Origin of the sequence: Collinsella sp. AM42-18AC (assembly GCF_003467965.1) — a bacterium.
Taxonomy (GTDB): Bacteria; Actinomycetota; Coriobacteriia; order Coriobacteriales; family Coriobacteriaceae; genus Collinsella.
Map to the genome: position 1 here is coordinate 1 of NZ_QSFY01000010.1, position 14,679 is coordinate 14,679.

General features: G+C 59.4%; 13 protein-coding genes and 1 other RNA gene. 11 read left to right on the plus strand and 3 right to left on the minus strand.

Annotated elements, in window-relative coordinates; translation table 11 throughout:
• Positions 1-177: 177 nt before the first annotated feature.
• The 3 genes from DW913_RS06835 to DW913_RS06845 all read left to right on the plus strand — a co-directional run bounded on the left by DW913_RS06835 (position 178) and on the right by DW913_RS06845 (position 3,080).
• Positions 178-423 (plus strand): DUF6110 family protein, encoded by a 246-nt coding sequence (locus DW913_RS06835; protein WP_035136895.1) that lies wholly within the window; start codon positions 178-180, stop codon positions 421-423.
• 78 nt (positions 424-501) lie between these two features.
• Positions 502-2,517 carry a heavy metal translocating P-type ATPase gene (locus DW913_RS06840; RefSeq protein ID WP_233539196.1) on the plus strand — a complete coding sequence of 672 codons (2,016 nt, stop codon included), beginning with the start codon at positions 502-504 and terminating at the stop codon, positions 2,515-2,517.
• Between the two features lie 74 nt (positions 2,518-2,591).
• Positions 2,592-3,080, plus strand: a complete 489-nt coding sequence (locus tag DW913_RS06845) for a PIN domain-containing protein (RefSeq protein WP_158566212.1) — start codon at positions 2,592-2,594, stop codon at positions 3,078-3,080.
• A 58-nt stretch (positions 3,081-3,138) separates the two neighbouring features.
• Here DW913_RS06845 and DW913_RS06850 read toward each other — a convergent pair whose 3' ends face one another.
• A complete protein-coding gene (locus tag DW913_RS06850) occupies positions 3,139-3,573 on the minus strand; it encodes a hypothetical protein (protein WP_117637895.1) in 435 nt (144 codons plus the stop codon).
• Between the two features lie 239 nt (positions 3,574-3,812).
• Between DW913_RS06850 and ssrA the strand changes: the two genes are divergently transcribed.
• The 8 genes from ssrA (at position 3,813) to DW913_RS06890 (ending at position 13,149) form a co-directional block, all read left to right on the plus strand.
• Positions 3,813-4,176: a transfer-messenger RNA gene (gene ssrA / locus DW913_RS06855) on the plus strand.
• A gap of 617 nt (positions 4,177-4,793) precedes the next feature.
• Complete coding sequence (locus DW913_RS06860) at positions 4,794-5,672, plus strand: patatin family protein (RefSeq protein WP_117798039.1); 879 nt, start codon at positions 4,794-4,796, stop codon at positions 5,670-5,672.
• 157 nt (positions 5,673-5,829) lie between these two features.
• The gene (gene rplM / locus DW913_RS06865) at positions 5,830-6,273 is read left to right on the plus strand and encodes a 50S ribosomal protein L13 (protein ID WP_022094635.1); all 444 of its coding nucleotides are present in this window, start codon (positions 5,830-5,832) and stop codon (positions 6,271-6,273) included.
• 2 nt (positions 6,274-6,275) lie between these two features.
• The gene (gene rpsI / locus DW913_RS06870; RefSeq protein ID WP_022094634.1) at positions 6,276-6,671 is read left to right on the plus strand and encodes a 30S ribosomal protein S9; all 396 of its coding nucleotides are present in this window, start codon (positions 6,276-6,278) and stop codon (positions 6,669-6,671) included.
• 123 nt (positions 6,672-6,794) lie between these two features.
• Positions 6,795-8,132 carry a phosphoglucosamine mutase gene (gene glmM / locus DW913_RS06875; RefSeq protein ID WP_006234694.1) on the plus strand — a complete coding sequence of 446 codons (1,338 nt, stop codon included), beginning with the start codon at positions 6,795-6,797 and terminating at the stop codon, positions 8,130-8,132.
• A gap of 71 nt (positions 8,133-8,203) precedes the next feature.
• Positions 8,204-8,701 (plus strand): PTS glucose transporter subunit IIA, encoded by a 498-nt coding sequence (locus DW913_RS06880; RefSeq protein ID WP_117798040.1) that lies wholly within the window; start codon positions 8,204-8,206, stop codon positions 8,699-8,701.
• A 271-nt stretch (positions 8,702-8,972) separates the two neighbouring features.
• Positions 8,973-9,701 carry a glucosamine-6-phosphate deaminase gene (gene nagB, locus DW913_RS06885; protein WP_117798041.1) on the plus strand — a complete coding sequence of 243 codons (729 nt, stop codon included), beginning with the start codon at positions 8,973-8,975 and terminating at the stop codon, positions 9,699-9,701.
• 448 nt (positions 9,702-10,149) lie between these two features.
• Entirely contained in the window at positions 10,150-13,149 is a 3,000-nt protein-coding gene (locus DW913_RS06890; protein ID WP_117798042.1) for a BTAD domain-containing putative transcriptional regulator, read from the plus strand.
• A gap of 69 nt (positions 13,150-13,218) precedes the next feature.
• Here DW913_RS06890 and DW913_RS06895 read toward each other — a convergent pair whose 3' ends face one another.
• Positions 13,219-13,518, minus strand: a complete 300-nt coding sequence (locus DW913_RS06895; protein ID WP_006234690.1) for a YhbY family RNA-binding protein — start codon at positions 13,516-13,518, stop codon at positions 13,219-13,221.
• 158 nt (positions 13,519-13,676) lie between these two features.
• Positions 13,677-14,624, minus strand: coding sequence for a methyltransferase domain-containing protein (locus tag DW913_RS06900; protein ID WP_199580797.1), 948 nt, complete (start codon positions 14,622-14,624; stop codon positions 13,677-13,679).
• Between the last annotated feature and the right edge of the window lie 55 nt (positions 14,625-14,679).

Here is a 14,679-nt window from a genome sequence, read left to right on the forward strand (position 1 = left end):
GGGCGATGCCCCGCTGGCCTAGCCTGAAAGGGAAACCTTAATTTTCAAAAGGTTAGCCATGGCTGACCTAGATAGTTAGATAGAATTAAGGTATTTAAAAAGCGTGCTCGAGCTAACTGATGAACTCGGGTGCTAAGGCACCATGCCGCGCCCCATGCGGCAAAAGGGAGAAGCAACATGAAGAAGTCGACGTTTAACACCCTGCTTGTTGGTGGCGGTTTTCTGCTTGGCACGGCCGGCATCAAGCTGCTTACCAGCGCTCCGGTCAAGAATGCCTGCGTGCAGGGTATTGCGTGCGGTATGCGCATCAAGAACGGCTACCAGGACATGGTCGAGCAGGCCAAGGCTAATGTCGACGACATGGTTGCCGAGGCTGCTTACATCACCCAGAGCGAGGCCGCCGCGGACAACGCAGCTGAGTAGCGCTTCCAGGCACAAACTATGAGATTCTCGATTATCAGCGAGATCCCCGGCAGGACCCGCCTCCAGTTGGCGGGTCCTGTGCCAGAGAGCGATCTCGATGCGCTTCTTAAGCTTGGTGGCGACATCGACGGCGTGCGCAAGGTGCGCGTGTATGGCCGCATTGGCCAGATGGCGCTGGAGTACGACGAGCCGCGACGCGATGCCGTGCTGGCCGCCGTCGGTGCGCTCGACGCTCAGGCCATTGCCGACGCAAAGACGGGCTACGTGATACAACTCGAGCCGCGCAAGCACAAGCTCGTCATGGATCTTGCCACACTTGTCGGCGCCCACTACGCACGTCGCTGGTTTTTGCCCACGCCCCTGCGTGCGGTGTTTGTCGTGGCCGGTTACATGACCTTTTTGCGCGCCGCCCTCCGTGAGCTCGCGCAGCCGCGCCTGACCGTTCCCGTGCTCGACGCTTCGGCCATCGGCATTTCGTTCGTCAAGCGTGATGTCGACACCGCGGGCCAGACGATGTTCCTGCTCAACGTGGGCGAGCTGCTCGAGGACTACACCCGCGCCATGAGTGAAAACGAGCTCATCAACTCGCTGCTCGATGTGCCCGACAAGGCGCAAAAGGTTGTCGGCGACACCGAGGTAAGCGTTGCCGCGACCGAGCTTGAGCCCGGCGATCTGGTCGCCGTGCGCACCGGCATGTCCATCTGCATCGACGGTGTTGTCGAGCAGGGGAGCGCTATGGTCAACCAGGCGACCCTGACCGGCGAGCCGCTGGCCGTCGAGCGCAGCGTGGGCGACGACGTGTTCGCCGGTACCGTCGTGGAAGACGGCGGCATCTTGGTGCGCGTGCGCGCCAATACGGCGCAAACCAAACTGCGCTCAATCGTCTCGCTCGTGCAGACGGCCGACTCGCTCAAGTCCGAGGGCCAGTCGCATATGGAGGACCTTGCCAACAAGATCGTCCCGTGGAACTTCCTGCTCGCGGGCCTAGTTGCGCTTACTACCCGCAGCCTCATCAAGACCTCGGCGGCACTGATGGTCGACTACTCGTGCGCACTCAAGCTCACGGGTTCCGTTGCCGTCATGACCGCTATGAGCGATGCTGCCAAGATGGGCGTCATGGTCAAGGGCGCGAAGTACTTTGAGTCGTTTGCCAAGGCCGACACCATTGTCTTTGATAAGACCGGCACGCTCACCGAGGCGCAGCCGCGTCTTGCCTGCGTACTCACCACCGATGGCTGGAGCGAGGATGAGGTCCTGCGCCTTTCCGCTTGCCTGGAGGAGCATTTCCCGCATCCGGTGGCGCGCGCCGTGGTCAATGCGGCATGCGAGCGCGAGCTCGAGCACCGCGAGCGCCATGCCGCTGTCGAGTACATCGTGGCGCACGGCATCGCTTCGTCCATTGAAGGACGTCGCGCCATCATCGGTTCCGCGCACTTTGTATTTGAGGACGAGGGCGCACAGCTCGAATCCGACATCAAGGAGCGCATTGAGTCCCAGATGCAGGGCCTGTCGCCGCTGTATCTGGCGGTCGATGGAAAGGTCGTCGGCGTGCTCGGCATCGAAGATCCGCTCAAGCCTGGGGTCCGTGAGGCCATCGCCGACCTGCATGCGCTGGGCGTCAAGCATGTCGTTATGCTCACGGGCGATTCCGAGCGCACGGCCGAGCGCATTGCGCGCGAGGCGGGTGTCGACGAGTTTAAGGCCGAACTGCTGCCCGAGGACAAGTACGCCTATGTGGAACGCATTAAGAGCGAGGGGCGCCATGTTGCCATGGTGGGCGACGGCGTCAACGATTCGCCGGCGCTCGGTTTGGCCGACGTGGGCCTGGCCATGGGTGGCGGAAGCGACATCGCCAAGGAAGTCGCCGATATCATCCTGACCGATACGGATCTGGCCGCGATCGTGCGCCTGCGCCGCATGAGCCAGGGTCTCATCGACCGTCTGACGAGTTCGTATTCCAAGGTGATGCTCACCAACTCGGCGCTGTTGGCATTGGGTATTACCGGCATGATCACTCCGCAGACGTCGTCACTGCTGCACAACGGCTCAACGATCGCCTACAGCCTGGGCAACGCAAAGGCGTACCTGCGTTAGCAGACGTGTTCGCCCACGTTATCTGGCCTGCGCCCAGACGGCATCGGTGTCGTCCGGGCGCAGGCCTTTTGCGTTTGGATGCCAACGTATGGGTTGATTCGTTTTGCGTCGACCATGCTGAGTCGCTTGCCGCGCGTGCGTTTATTGGGCAGGCGGCGGAGGCGGGGGCATTGCTGTTCTTTCCGGTGCATATCGCCAAGGACGTGCTGTACGTTGTCCAACACGAGCTGAAGCGTAGCGTTCTTGCCAGTGGGGAAGCGCTCGACGAGGCATCTGCCCGTGCAATTGGCGATGCGGCGTTGGCGTTTGTTCGGAACATGACCGAAAACGCCACGGCCGTGGGTGCAGATGCGTCGGACCTTTGGCTGGCCGACAAATACTTAGCGCTCTATCGCGATTACGAGGACAACTTGGTGCTCGCCGCGTGCAAGCGCGCGCAGGTCGATTACTTGGTGACCAACGATCGCAAGCTGCTCGAACATGCCGATCTTGCAGCAAAGACCCCGCGCCAAATGATGCCGATTCTGGCTTTGGCCGAACGCGGCGGCGCGGCTATCGGTTGACGCGAACTGTTTGTGGGCCTCTTGGACGACGATGCGCCAAGGGACCCGCGCCTTCTATTTACAAAAGCTCGGCCTTAATGGCGGGACTTTCTGCGAGCTGCTCGGCTGCCTTTTCGTCGGAGCTGTCGAGTGCTGCCAGACTGCGGTAGACCCACTCGTTGACCTGGGTGTTCTTGACGCCTGCGGTCTGCATAAGGGCGCCTACCTCGCGGATTGCTGCGAGCAGATCGGCTTTGGGACCCGCGAGCTCGAGCTCGATACCGTGGTAGGCGGCCACGCCGCGGTTCTCACTCACGTGGTCGATAAAGCCCTCGACGGTCTCAAGCTGCTGGGCGAGAGCTGCATCATCGTCAACGTCCAGCGCGACGAGTGCGTTCGATACCGTGAGGGCGGGATGTCCGCAGGGGACAAAGCCCTCGATGACATCCATAGCTTCGGTAATGGTTGAGCCCAGGCCTGCGAGGGCATCGACGAGTTGCTGCTTGGTATCCATAACGGTCCTTTCGACGGGTCAATTTTGCTTGGCGAAAATATACGTGACGCGATCGGTAACAAAAGTGCGAAGTGCGGCGCACATTGGGGTCTTCACAGCTCGTGCATAGAACAGCTGTCCGCTTTCAGAACGTGGTAAGATAACACTCCACAAGCGGGGCTCGCCCCGTATGTTCCTTGAAAAGTCGACGGTTATCGGGTGTTTGCAGGCCCGATACCATCCAGACTTTCCCGACATTCGGGGGCGACTGGTTTCGACACGATAGCTCTGAGAGAGGAAGCAAGCCGAGGTCTCCTCGCCTCGTTAAACAGGGGTACCGTCAAATTGAATTGACAACAACTCTTCTTTTGAGCCTATGGCTCTCGCTGCTTAATTTATAGCGGCGCGTCAACCCGGTGATTTCCCCGACACCGGCGCGACGTCATCTTAGGGGAATGCTCCTGCGCACGTAATCGGTATGGCGCGGGCTAAGACCGAACCGGTTAGGACGTCGCGAGCGTGTCGCTGCGCGCAAAGCGTCCGAGACTAAACCAGCGACTGAGCTTGGAGATGCCAATCAGGGGGCTTTCGTGGACCGGAGTTCGATTCTCCGCGCCTCCACCATAAGTAACAGGCAGGTAGATACTCATATCTACCTGCCTTTTTATTTCTTGTCCGCACCGCGGAGAATCGAACTCTGTGCAGGGCGCGGGCGTAAAGAAAACGCGTAAGCGTTTTTAGCCCGCGGGCGAGGACGCCGGCAGGCGGCCGAAGCCGGTGCGTATTTGCGAAGCAAATACGCGGATTCTCCGCGCAAAGCCCCAGCCCAGAACAGATGCGATGTTTATCGAATCTCAGCCTGCCATGCCCCGCTTCAACGCAAGCCCCGTACCGCGGAGAATCGAACTCTGTGCAGGGCGCGGGCGTAAAGAAAACACCTTGGCAACGCAGGCCGGGACATACTTTCCCAACGGCGGCCCAGGCGGAAAATCCATCCCGGAATTCCGGCTCAGACTGGGATGCGGTTTCCGGATGACGCCTCAAGCGGAAAGTCCATCCCAGAATTCACGCTCAGACTGGGACGTAGTTTCCGGATGACGCCTCAAGCGGAAAGTGCATCCCGGAATCCCGCCTCAAACTGGGACACACTTTCCGCTTCACCTGCCGCCTCAAAAAACCCATGCGCTCGCCATCCCAAAACTGGGTAGAAGAAAGCCAAAACGCAATCGCAGGAGGTCAACATGACTGCAGAAGATAAGGCAAAGAACGCCGGCAAGGTCGCGCTCGTCTTGGAGGGTGGCAGTTTTCGCGGGCAGTTTACCGCGGGCGTGCTCGACGTTCTCATGGAGGCTGGCGTCGAGATTCCGGCTGTCTACGGTGTATCGGCCGGCGCCCTCAACGGCGTGAACTACAAGTCGCACCAGATCGGCCGTGCCAACCGCATCAACCTGGCTTTCTGCAACGACAACCGCTTCATGGGCGCCGCATCGTTTGCGTCCACGGGCTCCATTGTGGGTTACGACTTTATCTTCAACGATGTCCAGGACCGCCTGGATCCCTTTGACAGCGAGACGTTCGACGCCAGCCCCATCGAGATGTACGCTGTCGCGACGGACATGCTCTTTGGAACCGCTGCCTACCTGCCGGTCAAAAGCGCCGTGCTCGATCTCGACGCTGTGCGCGCATCGACCTCGCTGCCGCTGGTGACGCCGCCGGTCGAGATTAACGGGCACAAATACGTCGACGGCGGCGTGGCCGATTCGGTCCCCATCGAGCATGTGCTGGAAGAGGCGGGCTTCGACCGTGCGGTCGTCATCGTCACGCAGGACCGTTCGTATGAGAAAAAGCCCTACGAGTTTTTGCCGGCCGCGCGTGCGCGTTATGCCGACTACCCCTATCTGCTCGAGGCTATCGAGACGCGCCATGACCGTTACAACATCCAGCGCATGCACCTGTGGAAGTATGAGCGCGAGGGCCGTGCGTTGGTCGTCGCTCCGCAAAAGCCGGTCGAGGTCGGCCATGTCGAGCACGATCCGGCAAAGCTTTTGGGCCTGTATATCCAGGGCCGTCAGGAGGCAAAGCGTTTGCTCGCGGAGATCCAGGAGTTTGTTGAGCGCTAGCGCTGCAACGTCACGGCTCGTGGATGACATGTGCAGAAACTCTGGTCGGAGCCAAAATACCTGTTGACTCGTACGGCGAGCGGGGTAATATGGACGGGTTACTTGCAGAGCCCCGTGAATCTCTGTAACAACACGTACTGTACATGGAGGAGTCTAAGTGATTTCGAAATCGACTCACTACGCCAAGCAGGGCGAGGTCCAGCGCAACTGGGTTCTCGTCGACGCCGATGGTGCTGTCCTGGGCCGTCTTGCCACCCAGATCGCAATGATCCTGCGCGGTAAGAACAAGCCCCAGTTCACGCCCAACAGCGACTGCGGCGACTTCGTTGTCGTCATCAACGCCGATAAGGTCCAGCTTACCGGTAACAAGGCCGACACGAAGACCTATTATCGCCACAGCGGCTACAACGGCGGCCTCAAGGCTGAGAGCTTCCGCCAGGCTATGGAGAAGCACCCGGAGAAGGTCATCGAGCGCGCCGTTCGCGGTATGCTGCCCAAGACCACCCTCGGCCGTGCCCAGATGACCAAGCTTAAGGTCTACGCTGGTGCCGAGCATCCGCATGCTGCCCAGAACCCCACGAAGATTGAGCTGGAGGCTTAAAGATGGCTGAGAACACCGTTGTTTACCAGGGTACCGGCCGTCGTAAGAACGCCGTCGCCCGCGTCCGTCTCGTCCCCGGCACCGGCAAGGTGACCATCAACAAGCGTGACGCCGAGCAGTATTTCGGCCGTCATCAGCTCGTTGAGAACGCCCTTGCTCCCTTCAAGGTGACCGACACCGCCGGTCAGTTCGACGTTATCGCTCTGTGCGATGGCGGCGGCATCTCCGGTCAGTCTGGCGCTCTGCGCCTGGGCATCGCTCGCGCTCTTCTGAATGCTGGCGACTACCGTGCTGACCTCAAGAAGGCCGGTTTCCTTACGCGCGATGCTCGCGTGGTCGAGCGCAAGAAGTACGGCCTCAAGAAGGCCCGCCGCGCTCCCCAGTTCTCCAAGCGCTAAGGTTTTATCTCCTTTCGAGATACAATGTACAAGCGGGGCCTGCCGATTCCTCGGCGGGTCCCGCTTTTCTTTTTCGACTAGGGTGGGCGGTTGCATATCGCCTGCTAGGGAAGGAGCGATCCTATGCCCCAGAACATCTTCGGTACCGACGGCGTCCGTGGCGTCGCCAATGCCGACCTCTCGTGCGACCTCGCGTTTCGTCTGGGTCGCGCGGCGACCAAGTTTCTTGGTCCGGACATCTGCATCGGCCGTGACACGCGCCTTTCGGGCACCATGCTCGAGAGTGCTCTGACCGCCGGCATTATGGCCGAGGGCGGCCGCCCGCATTGCTGCGGCGTTATCCCCACGCCTGCTGTGGCGCTGCTCACCGTTCAGAACGAGCTCGACGGCGGCATCGTCATCTCTGCTTCGCATAATCCGCCGGAGTTCAACGGCATCAAGTTCTTTAGCCGCAAGGGCATGAAGCTTCCCGATGCTGTCGAGGAAGAGATCAGCGCCTGGGTCATGTCCGAAGAAGCCATGGCTGCCGACACGCTGCCGACCGGTGCCGGCGTGGGCCACATCATTAAGATGAAGGATGCCCGCAAGGCATATGTCGACCACGCCATCGATACGCTTGATGGCCTGAGGCTCGACGGCCTGGTCGTTGCCGTCGACTGCGGCCATGGCGCTTCTTGCCAGACTACGCCCGCCGCGCTGCAGCGCTTGGGTGCCACGGTCCATGCCATCAACACCGATTACTGCGGCACTGACATTAATGTTGAGTGCGGCTCCACTCACCTCGAGCCCCTGCGCGAGCTCGTGCTGCGCACCCATGCTGACATCGGCCTGGCCCACGACGGCGACGCCGACCGCGTACTGTTCGTGGACAGCGAGGGCAATGAGATCGATGGTGACTACATCCTGGCTATCTGCGGTTCTGACCTTGCCGCTCGCGGCAAGCTCGCCAACTCCGAGATTGTCTCGACTGTTATGTGCAACCTGGGCTTCTCCATTGCCATGAAGGAGCAGGGCTTCGAGATGGTCCAGACCGCCGTGGGCGATCGCTATGTTCTTGAGCGCATGCTCGCGGACGGCGCCGTCATCGGCGGCGAACAGTCAGGCCACATCATCTTCCTGGAGCACAACACCACCGGTGACGGCTTGGTGACGGCTCTGCAGCTGCTGGCCGTGCTCAAGCGCACCGGTCGTACCCTCACCGATCTTGCCGGCATCATGAAGAAGTACCCGCAGGTGCTTGTCAACGTGCATTCCGACAACAAGGCTGGTCTGGACGATTGCCAGCCTATCTGGGATGCCGTCGCTGCTGCCGAGAAGGAGCTTGACGGCCGCGGCCGCATTCTGGTGCGCCCGAGCGGTACCGAGCCGCTGGTCCGCGTGATGGCTGAGGCCGAGACACACGAGCTGACCCAGCGCGTTGTCGACGACATCGTCGAGGTTGTCAAGCGCGAACTTCCCTAATGGTCAAAAACGGGTGCCAAGTGGTAAACTAATAAGGTTATTTTGATTGATTGGTATGTCCGAGGGGGAGCATGTTCACTAAGGTCCTAAGGTCTTTTGGTATGCGTGGTCGAGTCCTTACGCTGGATGCTCCCATCTCGGGCGATGTCATTCCGTTGTCCGAGGTCAATGACCAGACGTTTGCCACCGGCCTTTTGGGCCAGGGCGTGGCGATTCAGCCTACCGGCACGCGCGTGATTGCGCCGGCAGACGCCAAGGTCGAGGCCATTTTTCCCACGGGACACGCCGTTGCGCTCAACACGGTCGATGGCCTGGACGTGCTCATCCACGTTGGATTGGACACTGTTCAGCTCGAGGGCAAGCACTTTACCGTATATGCGCAAGTGGGTGACATCGTCCATAAGGGCGATGTACTCATTGAGTTCGATCGCGAGGCAATTGCTGCCGAGGGCTACGATGTGACGGTTCCCATCTTGGTATGCAACTCCGTTGAGTTCTCGAGCATCAAGGGCTCCGTTGGCGTGCATGTCGAAGAGATGGACCAGCTCATCGTTGCTCGCGAGCGCTAGCAAGTGCACGTGGCCATTAGCCTACAATTCAAACACGTTTACGGAGGGCGCCCTTGAAAGAGGACGCCCCCCGTGGCAAGATGGAATTTGTCCGAAGCTAAAAGGCTTTGGGTCACCGTGGACGGGCAGGGGCCTCGACGCGGTTAGACACGAGACACATACATTACGCGACCTCGCCCTGGTGGCCGCACACGTTGGTTGCGGCCGACGCGGGCCGCGGGCAAGTGCTTGTAAGGGAGCCTTGCCTCTCTTGTACGAGAAAGGACGCGTAATGAAGATCATTAAAGCTAAAGACTACGAGGATATGAGCCGCAAGGCCGCCAATATTATCTCGGCGCAGGTTATCCTCAAGCCCGACTGCGTGTTGGGTCTTGCCACCGGCTCCACCCCGATCGGTGCCTACAAGCAGCTCGCTGCTTGGTACAAGAAGGGCGACGTCGACTTTGCCGAGGTCAGCACCTACAACCTGGACGAGTATCGCGGCCTTTCGCATGACGATCCCCAGAGCTATCACTACTTCATGCGCGAGAACTTCTTCGATCACATTAACATTGACCTGAACAACACGCATGTGCCCGATGGTTCCAACCCCGACGCCGCCGCTGCCTGCTCTGAGTACGACAAGATCGTCGCAGACGCCGGTTACCCGGATCTGCAGCTGCTCGGCATTGGCAACAACGGCCACATCGGCTTCAACGAGCCCGATGACCACTTCTCCAAGGGCACGCACTGCGTCGACCTTACCGAGAGCACCATTCAGGCCAACAGCCGCCTGTTCGACAGCATCGACGATGTTCCCCGTCAGGCCTACACCATGGGTACCCAGACCATCATGTATGCCCGCATGATCCTGGTCGTCGCCAACGGCGAGGCCAAGGCTCAGGCCGTGCACGATATGTGCTATGGTCCGGTTACGCCCGAGTGCCCGGCTTCGATCCTGCAGCTGCACATCAACTGCGTTGTCGTTGCCGACGAGGCCGCCCTTTCGCTCTGCGAGTAGCGCGAATCCTGCACCTCGACATAGCCTTGCCTAAGGCCTCCGCTTTGCGGGGGCCTTTTTGCTATCCCCTTCTGTCCACTTGACCAAAATCTTGCCGCAAGCTTGACGAATGCCGGATGCCCAACAGCTTGATTCATTCCATATCAGATTCTATGCAAAAATGCCACTAAAAGGTCGTAGACGGTAGCGGGTGCTAGGCGAGTTGAATGACATAGCTGAACCTTGTTCATTTGCGTTACACTGCCGCTTAGATGGGACAAGCTGACAAGCTCATTTACCTGCTTAAAGACCGATTAGTCGGGGGATTAATAACAATCGGCCCTCGCTGTACAAAAACTTGCCGCTTGCGTACCAAAAGACAACCTAAAACACAAGGTCGCTCTATTCATAGCGCGGCTTGTATGGTCTTGCGGCTACAGTGTCCATACGGTCGAGTTGAGGAGCGGGCATGGTAAACGATTTGAGCGGTATAGACGACCTCGAGCTGATGCCGCTGGGCGGAGGCTATATGGTGCGACGCGAACGCTTGATGAATGAGCTTATCACCAAGGGCCGAAAGGCCGGCATCGTGGTTCTTTATGCGCCCGACGGGTTTGGGAAGACCTCGGTGCTGCTGCAGTACACCCATGAGGTTAAATGCGACCCGACGCGAGGCCTCGTGCGGATTATCGAGGCCGATCGCGCCATTGGGCGCGAGGTGTTTATGCAGCTCGAGGTGGTTACCGAAGAACTCAAAGACAAACCGCACTCCCTTATCGCGATTGATAATGTGCCAAACCTCGATCAGCACGATACCGAAGACCTCATCGACAGGATTCGCGGCCTGCGCGCTATGGGGATAGGGGTCTTTATCTCCTGTCGTCCTTCAAATCGTCAGCTGATTCATGGGCTGGGCGATTCGGTTAAGATCAATGCGCAGATGCTCAAGGTGCATGCCTATGAGTATTCGGCGTGGGCATCGGCGTTTTCGATCAGCACATCGCTCGACTTTTATCAGCTCACGCAGGGCGTGCCCGAGCTCGTTTCGGCATTGCAGACGGGTCTGTATGGCCAAGGCGACGTAGCCGGTCTGCTCGAAAACGAGATTGTCAACGTATATGGCGCGGCACTTGTCGATCTGGCTTCGCTCGACAATAATGCGCTGTTTTGCGTGGCATGTCTTATGGTTTTGATGGGCGAGGGCAATATCGCAGAACTCGAGGCTTGTGGGGTGAGGTTGTCGATGGTCGACCAGTCCTACTTTGTACGCGACTACCCGATCTTTGGCTTGGATCCCGCCGAGCGGAGTTTTACGTGTCTGGGCACGGAGGATAACGGACGCTTGCGCTTGCGCAAGTTGGTGGCCGAGGTTCGCCCCGAACTTGTTCCGAGGGCGGCCCGGATTTTGCTTAAGGCGGGCCGATGCGATGCGGCGATGGGCCTGGCGGATGCCTTTTTGGACCGTGGGGCGGTCCTTGAACTTGCTGGGCAGTATGGGGTCGATCTGGCTCTGACGGGGCACGGGGCCGATATCTGCCGAGCGGCGCTGGGCACGATCGATGCCGACGATTCGGCTCCAGAGCCAACGCCTGCCGAGGCGCTTGGCGTATATCTGGCAGCGGTCAGCGTGTCCAATACAAAGCTCGCTCGCTATATGGCATCGGTCATCGAGCGCGGGGGCGAACGGGCGGCCTGCGAAATAGACCCTGTTTCATGGAGGGTGGCCCAGACACTGACGGCTGTTTGCTATGGGGACAACGGGCTTGGGCTCCCTACGAACCTGGCCGTGCCAGAAATCGAGACATCCCATACCGCACTCGATATGTTGTCTGCGCATATCGAGGTCAAGCGATGCCTGACCGAGCGGGGAGATGACGGCGGCGTTCTACAGCAGCTCAAAACGAGCAAGGCCTACGACTGCGAGCTCGACATCGCGGGGATTGTTATACGGGCCGATAGCATGCTGGTGGAGCTCTTTGACGGGTCGTTTGCGGGAACCGACGAGCGCGACGACGAGATGACGGTGGTGCGGGAGGCGCTCGACGTACGTGGGCTTAAGGCGATGGCTATCTGGGTGCGCATGGTGTTGGCGGCACGGCGGCTCCTTTCCGGCTTGCCGGTAACCGACGACGCGGCGTTCAACGAGCTCGATCGTTTTGCCGTGCGCATGCGCGACAACCAGATTCAGTTGTTTGGCCTGTTGCTAGAAGGCTGGCAGTCGCTGGCAGAGGGACGGCCGGTTAATGCAAAGTTCCGTGCGGTCCAAGTGCTCAAACTTGCCGAGGAGTCGATTGCGTATATGCGCGATAACGCATTGCTGCTGGAGCGCGCGGCATATCTGCGTAACACCTCGATGGTTTCGGTGCGCGAGGAAGCGGAGCTACTCGATATAAGCCAGACGCAGGTTGGTGGCGCAGAAGCCTGGATGGTGGCGCTGCATTTGGCCTGTGCGGGCCGAGACAGCGACCTTGCGGCCTGGATGTCCATGAATCGTGCGGGGATTCTAGAGCCATCGTATCGGCTCTTTGCGCGCCTTGCCATGCATTGTCTGGGCGAGCCGGCGGCCAGGATACGCAAGAAGCTTCCCGTGCGCGAGCTGTCGCGGTACTCGCTGCGCGACGATTTGGAAGGGGAGGGCGAGCGCCTGTTCCAGGCCGGCGAGGTTGAAGCCGTTGATACCATCGACCATATCGAGATTCGCATGTTTGGTGCGTTTCGCGCCGAGCGCGACGGGTTTCCCATCACGGACAAAATGTGGCGCCGCAAGAAGGCGGCGACACTTGCCGAGCGGCTTGCACTGGGCATGGACGCGCTCGTCGACCGCGAGACGCTGGCAATGGAGCTGTGGCCCCATGCCGAGTTTAATAGCGCCCGCAATAACCTGTACTCGACGATATCGCGCTTGCGGTCGGCTTTGGGGCCGACGCCGGATGGCAAGTCGTGTGTACTCATCCAAAATGAATGCATCGGACTCAACGGCGACTACGTCAAGACCGATGTGCGGCTGTTTGACCAGATAAGCCGTGAGGTTTTGGGAAATCGCACGGGTGCGCGCGGGCCCCATTTAGTTGAGCTTTGCCTTAAGATTGAGCAGCTTTATGCCGGACCGCTGTATGTTCCCAATGGCTGTAATCCCACCTACTTTTTGCGTATGCGACGCATTATGCAGTCAAAGTACATCGATTGCATGATTAGGGGAGCAAATGCCGCTCTAGAAGAAAACGATCTGCAGTCGGCGATTTGGCTGGCGGAGTCAGGGCTTCGGCAGGAAACGGCGCGTGAGGATATGGTGCGCTGCGCCATGCGCGTCTACAGTGCGGCGGGGCGGCGGCGCGATATCGTCGAACTGTACAGCGGGCATATGCACCATCTGAGGGAGCAGGTCAATGGCGTGCCCGAGCCCGAGACGCGGCGTCTATACGAGCGCTTGGTGGAGGGGCGGCTCAATCGCGTGCTGGTCGAGCGATAAAAAACGGGCGCCCGAAGTACTTGGGCACCCGTAAGCTTGCTATATGTTGGCTCGCCGAATCATTGGCTCTTAGACGAGCTTGATCTTCTCGATGTCCTTGCGCGAGGACTCGCGATACAGCGAGAACTTGCGGCCGATAACCTGAACGACCTCGGCGTGGCAGCGCTCAGCGAGCTCTTCGGCGGCCTCGCGGGCGGAAAGGCTGGAGCCATCGAGCACGGAGCACTTAACGAGCTCGTGCTTCTCCAGGTAGGCGACCGTCTGCTCGACGGTGCCCTCGTTGACATCGGACTTGCCGATGATGATGGCGGGGTTGAGGTGATGGGCCATGCTGCGAAGCTGCTTGACCTGGGCTCCTGTCAGTGCCATGGGTTCTCGCTTTCTATGTATGGGGCGCCCCGCGACGGGGCCTTAATCTACGTGAGCTGTCCCACGATAGCGCAGGAACGGCGCGGTGTGGGGCGCGTTTGCCCAGTTCAAAAAGAATGCGGATGCCGAGTGAGTGGGCGGTGCGGGCTGCGAACAGGCTATGAACTGGGCGCAGAGACCGGCTCCCATGCAATAAATGCCCAACGGACCTTGCGGACGTGGTCGAGCATGTAGCGTCCCTGCGGCACACCCTTGGAGCCCGGCTCACCGGCATGGGGGTTCTCAATCATGTGTTGGGCGATGTAGTCGCGCAGGCAGTCGATCTTATCCTCGTTGCCATGCTCGAGCATACGGGAAAAATCCGCCACGCTCGCTTCAAGGCTGTCAAAGGTATCGCGACGAGGCGATTCAAAGTACGTAACCTGCGGCAGGGCACCCATCTGAATGAGGATATTAAAAGCATACACAAAGCCATTACTGCAGGTAACCGAGGCGCCGATAGCGTTCATCAGGTGCAGATCATAGCGCGGGCTGGAGTTGGCGACCATCGTGACAGCACAACGCCGACGAGCCGTACGATCAAGCTTGGCAAGCGCACCTTTTAGATTGGTCGTCGTAACCGACCGACTGGCAAAGGCAACATCCACCGCTTTTGCGACCGGTCCAACCAAATCCCAATCGTCATCCCAAGCAAGCTCAAGTGGCGTAATAAGATCCTCGAGCCCGTAATACTCAATGCCGGCATCAAGGGTGCCCAACATAGCGGGGGAGAAGTCGGCTGCAATCACAGGATGCCCAGCCTGAGCAAGCGGAATAGCAATCGACCCAGCCCCACACCCCATATCAAGCACGGATTCACCAGGCTTTAACGCCAACAGCTTAATAAAGTCCCGGGCATACGGAGCAGTCTCAAGCGGCCGAAAATGCCGAGCCCTTTTATCCCACTCAAAAGAATCATCAGCCCGCCGCCGACCAGCCTGCAGGCGCATCCATTCGCCATTCCAATCAGCGGAAAGAAGCTCAGAGCGAGCGTCCCCATCAACCACGGGCCAACCTCCTAGCAACAAAAAAGCGACTCCTCCCAAAAGAAGAGCCGCAACCAGCATATATCAGAAAAAGAACCGTTCCAACGCCAAACCGCCGCACCAGCCAAGTGGTGCA

Bases quoted from the DNA above. Each gene is read 5' to 3' on its own strand.
- DW913_RS06900 (WP_199580797.1), bottom strand. From the start codon at position 14,624: ATGCTGGTTGCGGCTCTTCTTTTGGGAGGAGTCGCTTTTTTGTTGCTA.
- DW913_RS06890 (WP_117798042.1), top strand. From the start codon at position 10,150: ATGGTAAACGATTTGAGCGGTATAGACGACCTCGAGCTGATGCCGCTG.
- DW913_RS06860 (WP_117798039.1), top strand. From the start codon at position 4,794: ATGACTGCAGAAGATAAGGCAAAGAACGCCGGCAAGGTCGCGCTCGTC.
- DW913_RS06835 (WP_035136895.1), top strand. From the start codon at position 178: ATGAAGAAGTCGACGTTTAACACCCTGCTTGTTGGTGGCGGTTTTCTG.
- DW913_RS06880 (WP_117798040.1), top strand. From the start codon at position 8,204: ATGTTCACTAAGGTCCTAAGGTCTTTTGGTATGCGTGGTCGAGTCCTT.
- nagB (WP_117798041.1), top strand. From the start codon at position 8,973: ATGAAGATCATTAAAGCTAAAGACTACGAGGATATGAGCCGCAAGGCC.
- rpsI (WP_022094634.1), top strand. From the start codon at position 6,276: ATGGCTGAGAACACCGTTGTTTACCAGGGTACCGGCCGTCGTAAGAAC.
- glmM (WP_006234694.1), top strand. From the start codon at position 6,795: ATGCCCCAGAACATCTTCGGTACCGACGGCGTCCGTGGCGTCGCCAAT.
- DW913_RS06895 (WP_006234690.1), bottom strand. From the start codon at position 13,518: ATGGCACTGACAGGAGCCCAGGTCAAGCAGCTTCGCAGCATGGCCCAT.
- DW913_RS06850 (WP_117637895.1), bottom strand. From the start codon at position 3,573: ATGGATACCAAGCAGCAACTCGTCGATGCCCTCGCAGGCCTGGGCTCA.